We start from the raw sequence: 6,950 nt of genomic DNA, 5'->3' as shown, positions 1-6,950 counted from the left end.
CTCCAGCGCCGTGCCGGACCGCCGCACGGTCGAGTCGAACCCCCGCTCGGTGACCGTGCCCGCGCGCCCTCGCGCGGCGGTCGCGCCCGAACGCGCCCGCTCGGTGGTCGTGTCCGAACGCCGCCGCTGCGCGGTCGCGCGCGACCGACCCCGCGCGGCGGTGCCCGAACGCCCCCGCGTGGTAGCCGTGTCCGCATCCCGCACGGCGGTCGTGGCCGTGCGACGACGTCGGGTCGTCGGGTCGGCGCGGTCGGCTCGGTCGGCTCGGTCGGAGCGCTGATCTGTGGTCGTTGCCGTGCGTCGTCGCTCGGCCGGGTCGGTACGGCGTCGTTCCGGCTCGGCATCGGTGGTGCGCCGCCGTTGCGAGGCGGAGTCGGAGCGTCCGCGCGTGGCGGTACGGGTCGGCCTGGACCGGGTCGGTGCCGTCATGCTGCCGCCTCCAGAATCCGCTCTGCCGCGCGCAGCCGTACCGAGGCCGCCCGCGGGTTGTGCTCCTTCTCCTGCTCATCCGCCAGCTCCGCGCCGCGCGTCAGCAGGCGCAGCTGCGGACCGTGTCCCGGCAGCTCCACCGGGACCCCCGGCGGCGTCCGCGACTTCGCGAGCTCCACCAGCGCGCGCTTGACCAGCCGGTCCTCCAGCGAGTGGTAGGACTCGACGACGATCCGGCCGCCCACCCGCAACACCGACAGCGCGGCCGGTAGCGCCCGGCGCAACGCCTCGAGCTCGCCGTTCACCTCGATGCGCAGCGCCTGGAACGTCCGCTTGGCCGGGTGCCCGCCCGTCCGCCGGCTGGCCGCGGGCACCGTCTCGTACAGCAGCTCGACCAGCCGCCCGCTGTAGGTGAACGGCTCCCGGGCCCGGGCGGTCACCACCGCGGCCGCGATGCGCCGCGCGAACCGCTCCTCGCCGTAGTCCCGCAGGACCCGCGCGAGCTCCTCGGCCGGGTAGGTGTTCAACACCTCGGCCGCGGTCAGCTCCGCGGTCGAGTCCATCCGCATGTCCAGCGGCGCGTCCCGCGAGTACGAGAACCCCCGCTCGGCGACGTCGAGCTGCATGGAGGACACGCCCAGATCCATCAGCACCCCGTCGACCGAGCCGGTCGCGCGGTGGCCGAGCCGGGTCAGCACGGACGGCATCTCGTCGTACCTGGCGTGCACGAGGTGGACGCGGTCGCCGTGCCGGGCCAGCCGCTCGCCGGAACGGGCCAGGGCATCCGGGTCGCGGTCGAGGCCGACCAGGGTCAGCGAGGGGTGTGCGGACAGCAGCGCGTCGGCGTGCCCGCCGAGCCCGACCGTCGCGTCGACGAGCACCGCCGAGCCGCCGGACAGCGCGGGCTCGAACAGTGCGAGCACCCGATCCAGCAACACCGGAACATGCGCGGCAGCCATGGTCACCCCCTTCCGCTCTGCCTCCCACGACGACACGACGACGACACGGCAACGACGACGAGCCGACGGTGGCGGGCCGACAAAACGACTAGCCGACAAGTCGACTGGGCGGGTGCCACCAGGTCCCCGCCCGCTCGTCGGCCCTGGCACCGGGGAAGGTGCACCAGGACCGAAAGCGAGCGGACCGAGGCCTCACGGCACCCGCCCGCCGCTCCGGATCCCGAACGCGCGCCCGAGGTCAGAACACCCCGGGGAGGACCTCCTCAGCGGCCTGGGAGTAGCTGTCCTCGTGCTCGTCCAGGTAGGTCTGCCACGCTTGCGCGTCCCAGATCTCCAGGCGGGTGATCGCACCGATGACCACGCACTCCTTGGTGAGCCCGGCATAGCGCCGCAGCTCCGGTGCGATCGCGATCCGTCCCTGACCATCGGGCCGCTGCTCGTCGGTGCCGGCGAACAGGTACCGCTGGTAGGCGCGAACCGCCTCGTTCGTCAGGGGCGCCGCGGCCACCTTGCGTGCCATTTCCTCGAACTCCCCGCGCGGGAACACGTACAGGCAGTGGTCCTGGCCCTTGGTGACCATCAGCCCACCCGCGAGCGCGTCTCGGAACCTGGCAGGCAGCGTGAGCCGCCCCTTGTCGTCCAATTTCGGGGTGTGCGTGCCGAGGAACATCGGCGACTCACCTCCCCACCGGCCCCTGCGGGCCAGTCATGAGGCCCCCTTCTGCCCCACTTGCGGCCACCGTACCCCACTTTTCACCACAGTCAACGTCGAATCACCGAAGTTGATCGCTAGACGATCAACGTTTGCGCAGGTGAACCGCGTGGTGGCGGGTGGGGGATCGTGGCGGGCTCCCCCGTCCGGGGTGCTCGAGCGGGAGGCTCGCGACGCCTGATCGAGCCCGAACCGCGGTCGCGCGGACTCGGGCGGGACGGCGACGGGGCGCGCGAGGGCGCATCGGTGGGGGCAAGTGGGGGGAGAATCGGGCACCGTGTGGCGGCACCGCGCGGCGGGCCGGTGTGCGGGCCGTGTGCACGGGGCCGCGGATTCAAAAGATCCGCAACACGAACGGGTCGAGAGGCGTAGACAATGGGGGAACGCACGTCTTCTCAGCGGTTTGACACACTTCGTACAAGGCTTGCGTCGAAGAAAGAGCACCAGGAGGTCGCGTGACGTCCAGTACGCCGCCATCGGCGCTGCCCGGCAACCCCTACGCGGCAGCGCCCGGCGCAGACCCCTACTCAGGACAGCCGGCGGGACACTCGCCGGAGGCGATCAACAACCACTACCGACCCGGCTCGTCGCTGGACGAGCTGAACGCCGCGGCGCAGCGCATCGCCGCCAACGTCGAACGCGTCCTCGTGGGCAAGCCCGAAGTGGTCCGGATCGCGCTCGTCACGCTGCTCGCCGAGGGGCACCTCCTCGTCGAGGACGTGCCCGGCGTCGGCAAGACCTCGCTCGCCAAGGCCCTCGCCCGGTCCATCGACTGCACCGTCAGCCGCATCCAGTTCACCCCGGACCTGCTGCCCAGCGACGTGACGGGCGTGTCGATCTTCAACCGCCAGACCAACGAGTTCGAGTTCCGCCCCGGCCCGGTGTTCGCCAACATCGTGGTCGGCGACGAGATCAACCGCGCCTCCCCCAAGACCCAGTCGGCGCTGCTCGAGTGCATGGAGGAGGAGCAGGTCACCGTCGACACGCACACTTACCATCTCGATGCGCCGTTCATGGTCATCGCGACCCAGAACCCGATCGAGATGGAGGGCACCTACGCGCTGCCGGAGGCTCAGCGCGACCGGTTCACCGCACGCGTGTCGATCGGCTACCCCGACCCGGCCGCCGAGCTCGCGATGGTCGACGAGCACGCCGGCCACAACCCGCTGGCCGACCTGCAGCCGGTGTCGCACGCCGACCAGGTGCGCAGGCTGATCGAGATCGTGCGCGCGGTCAAGCTCTCCCCCGACGTGCGCCGCTACGCCGTCGAGCTCGTGTCCACCACCCGCCGGCTGCCCGAGATCCGCATCGGCGCCTCGCCGCGGTCGACCCTGCACCTGGTGCGCGCGGCCAGGGCGCAGGCGGCCCTGTCCGGCCGTGACTTCGTGGTGCCCGACGACATCCACGCGGTGGCCGTGCCGGTACTCGCGCACCGGCTGGTGCTGACCCCGGAGGCGCAGGCCGGCCGCCGGTCGACCGCGGAGATGATCCGCTCGCTGGTGCAGCGGGTGCCCGTGCCGCAGGCGGCACCGGACCCCACCGCGCACTGGACCAGGAACAGGTAGTCGAGTGGCGCGGCCGGTGCGCGGGGCGCTGTCCGGGTTGACCACGCGCGGGCGGTGCCTGCTCGCCGCGGGGCTGGCCGCCGCGCTGTGCTCGGTCATCCTCAACGAGCGCGACCTGCTCCGCGTGTCGGTCTTCGTCGTCGCTCTCCCGCTCCTCGTGTGCTTCCTGACCGCGGTGGCCCGAGTCGGGCTGCACGCGCAGCGCCAGATCGTGCCGGTCCGGGTGCCGGTGGGCGGGCGCGCCGAGGTGTCGCTGCACATCCGCAGCACAGGCCGCCTGCCCACGGGCGGCCTGCTGGTCTCCGACGGTGTGCCCTACTCCCTCGGCGGCAAGCCCCGGTTCGTCATCGAGCACCTGCCCCGGCACACCGGCACCCGGCTGCGGTACGCGGTGCAGCCGATGCTGCGCGGCATCCAGCAGCTCGGCCCGCTCAAGGCGACGATCACCGATCCGTTCGGGCTGGCCGAGTTCGAGCGGGACCTCGCGCAGACCTCGCGGCTGGTCGTGGTGCCGCGGATCGTCCGGCTGCACGGCGTGCCCGGCGGTTCCGGCCTGGGCTCGGGCGACGACGGCTCCGTGCGGCTGGCGGCCGGCCAGGGTGAGGACGACGCGATCGTGCGCCCGTACCGGCAGGGCGACGACCTGCGGAAGGTCCACTGGCGGTCCACCGCCAAGCGCGACGAGATGATGGTGCGGGTCGAGGAGCGCCCGTGGCGAGGCGGCACGACCGTGCTGCTCGACCACCGCGCCGGCGCACACCGTGGCACCGGCGGGGCGTCCTCGATGGAGTGGGCGGTGTCCTTCGCCGCGAGCATCTGCCTGCACCTGCACCGCTACGGCCAGCGGATCCGACTGGTGACCGAGAGCGGGCGGATGATCGTCAGCGACACCGGCGACGGCGCGCACAACGACAACGCCGTGCTCGACGCGCTCGCCGCGCTGCAGGCCACGCCACAGCACGAGATCGGCGCGCTCAACGACCCCGGGCACGGCCAGGAGCTGATCGCGATCCTCGGCGCGACGACGCCCGAGTCGCTGAGCAACCTCATCGGCCAGCGCTCGCGCGGCACCCGCAGCCTGGCCGTCCTGCTGGACACCGGGACCTGGGGCGCGGCCGGAGCGGACGGCGCGCCGCCGGGCGCCGAGGACACCGACATCGACGGGGCGACCGCGCTGCTGCGCGGCGCGGGCTGGGGCGTGACGGTCGCCCGCCCGAGCATCCCGATGACCGCCACCTGGGCCACGCTCTGCCGCACCCACGGCACCCGCTATGACGCGATGATCACCGGAGCAGGACAGTGAGCGCCAACGCCAGCACACCGACGTGCACCGCGCGCGGGGACCACCAGTGAGCGCCCCCACGCTGAGCCGACCGGGCCCGCCGGCGCCGGCCGGGCCGCCGCCTCCCCCGACCACCGGCAACGAGCTGACCTCCCAGCAGTGGTCGATGACCGTCACCCCGGTCGTCGCCGCCGTGACCACGCTGTGCGCGTCGCTCGCGCTGGCCGGCGTGATCGACGGGATGCGCTGGTGGGGCTACGCGGGTGTCGCGGTCACCGTGGTCACGGCGGTCGGGCTCGGCCTCCGCGCGGTGCGCACGCCGATCCTGGTGGTCGGCGTGGCCCAGATGTTCGCGCTGCTGTGCCTGCTCGTCGCGCTGTTCACCGACGAGGGCGTCCTCGGCCTGTTCCCCGGTCCGGCGGCGTTCGCGGAGCTCGGGGACGTCCTGCGCACCTCGATCGAGGTCGTGCGGACCGGTGTGCCACCGGTCGACGCCATCCCGGCCGTGCTCTGCCTGGTGGTCATCGCGATCGGGCTCGTGGCCGTCCTCGTCGACACCCTCGCCGTGTCCGCCGGCACGCCGGCCGCGTGCGGGCTCGTGCTGCTGTGCGTCTACGCCGTGCCCGCCTCCCTGGCCGACGAGATGCTGCCGTGGTGGGCGTTCGTGCTCGGCGCGATCTCCTTCGCCGCCCTGCTGGCCGTCGATGGCGCGCACCGCCACCAGCAGTGGCGCAACCGGCCGGTCGTGCAGGGCACCGGCGGCGGGGTCGGCTCGCCGGCCGCGCTCGTGTCCGGCGCGGTCGCCATCGCGTTGTTCGCCGGCGGCACGGTCACGTTCATCGGCACCGTGGGCCAGCTGCCCGGCGGGCAGGGCGGCGGCGGGCAGGGCGGCCTGGGCCTCAACCCGTTCACGCAGCTGCGCGGCATGCTCGACCAGGACGGCAACGTCGAGCTGTTCCGGGTCCGCGGCCTCGGCGACGAGGCCCGCTACATGCGCGCGCTGACGCTCGGCGACTACGACAGCAGCGGCGGCTGGCGCGGCGCGAACCGGCTGCCGAACGGCATTCCCGCCGACCGGCCGCTGCCGCCGCCGGCCGGCCAGACCTTCGGGCCGTCGGCCGACACCGTCGAGATCGAGATCGAGCCGGTCAACTCCAGGGACAAGTGGGCGCCGGTGTTCGGCAACCCGCGACGCATGCACGACCTGCCCGAGAGCGTCCGCTACGACCCGGTGGGCGGCATGCTCTACGGCCCGGGCCAGCAGACGCTGCCGACCTACGTCGAGGAGGCCGACCTCAGCCAGCCGACCGCCGAGCAGCTGCGCGACGCGCGCCGGGCGGTCCGCGGCGAGGTCGACCCGCGGTACCTGGCCGACGACAACATCAACCCGCGGGTGCGGCAGCTGGCCAACGAGCTGACCGCCGACCGCGCGTCGACGTTCGACAAGGTGCAGGCGATCCAGGACTACTTCGGGCCCGGCAACGGGTTCGCCTACGAGACCGAGACCGCGACGGGCAGCGACGAGGACGCGCTGACGGACTTCCTGTTCCGCAGCAAGTCCGGCTTCTGCGAGCAGTACGCGTCGTCGATGGCGATCCTGCTGCGCGCGGCGAACATCCCGTCCCGCGTGGCGATGGGCTACACGGCCGGCTTCGAGTCCGGCGACTACCGGTCGATCACCACGCAGAACGCGCACGCCTGGGTCGAGGTGTTCTTCCCCGAGCTCGGCTGGATGCAGTTCGACCCGACGCCGCTGACCGACGGGACGACGTACACGCCGCCGTACCAGGCCGAGAGCGTGTCCGGCCCGGAGGACGACCCGGAGAACCAGCGCAGCTCGGCGGCGCCCTCCGCGCCGGTCGGGCCGACGCAGAACCCGGAGGAGCAGCCGGAGGACCAGGCCGGCGCGGGCGCGAACGGCCAGCAGCAGGGCGACTCGGCGAGCTGGCCCTGGTTCGCGGTGATCGCGCTGGCCGGCGTGGCGATCGCGGCCGGTGTGGTCG

The 6,950-nt window shown here is 73.2% G+C and carries 6 protein-coding genes; 4 read left to right on the top strand and 2 right to left on the bottom strand.

Translation table 11 applies throughout. From position 1 onward, the window contains the following. Positions 1 to 280, top strand: a 280-nt coding sequence (locus ACRDTB_RS36620) for a hypothetical protein (RefSeq protein ID WP_431436845.1), incomplete at its 5' end; no start/stop codon positions are given. 145 nt (positions 281 to 425) lie between these two features. On the opposite strand, the gene rsmH is transcribed toward ACRDTB_RS36620, so the two are convergent. Both rsmH and mraZ read right to left on the bottom strand, forming a co-directional pair. Next, positions 426 to 1,388 (bottom strand): 16S rRNA (cytosine(1402)-N(4))-methyltransferase RsmH, encoded by a 963-nt coding sequence (gene rsmH, locus ACRDTB_RS36615; protein ID WP_431436844.1) that lies wholly within the window; start codon positions 1,386 to 1,388, stop codon positions 426 to 428. A 238-nt stretch (positions 1,389 to 1,626) separates the two neighbouring features. Next, positions 1,627 to 2,058, bottom strand: a complete 432-nt coding sequence (gene mraZ, locus ACRDTB_RS36610; RefSeq protein WP_431436843.1) for a division/cell wall cluster transcriptional repressor MraZ — start codon at positions 2,056 to 2,058, stop codon at positions 1,627 to 1,629. 497 nt (positions 2,059 to 2,555) lie between these two features. Here mraZ and ACRDTB_RS36605 point away from each other — a divergent pair, with 497 nt between their 5' ends. From ACRDTB_RS36605 to ACRDTB_RS36595, 3 genes are all read left to right on the top strand, one after another. Further along, positions 2,556 to 3,665 carry an AAA family ATPase gene (locus tag ACRDTB_RS36605; protein ID WP_431436841.1) on the top strand — a complete coding sequence of 370 codons (1,110 nt, stop codon included), beginning with the start codon at positions 2,556 to 2,558 and terminating at the stop codon, positions 3,663 to 3,665. Positions 3,666 to 3,681: 16 nt separating this feature from the next. After that, positions 3,682 to 4,968 (top strand): DUF58 domain-containing protein, encoded by a 1,287-nt coding sequence (locus ACRDTB_RS36600; protein ID WP_431436846.1) that lies wholly within the window; start codon positions 3,682 to 3,684, stop codon positions 4,966 to 4,968. A 46-nt stretch (positions 4,969 to 5,014) separates the two neighbouring features. Then, positions 5,015 to 6,950: transglutaminaseTgpA domain-containing protein (locus tag ACRDTB_RS36595; RefSeq protein ID WP_431436839.1), on the top strand; the 1,936-nt coding region annotated here is incomplete at its 3' end.

This window comes from Actinophytocola sp. (assembly GCF_050699935.1).
GTDB lineage: Bacteria > Actinomycetota > Actinomycetes > Mycobacteriales > Pseudonocardiaceae > Actinophytocola.
This window is presented reverse-complemented; position numbering and strand designations above follow the sequence as displayed.

Coding starts and splice junctions, on each gene's coding strand:
- rsmH (WP_431436844.1), bottom strand. CDS start 1,388: ATGGCTGCCGCGCATGTTCCGGTGTTGCTGGATCGGGTGCTCGCACTG.
- mraZ (WP_431436843.1), bottom strand. CDS start 2,058: ATGTTCCTCGGCACGCACACCCCGAAATTGGACGACAAGGGGCGGCTC.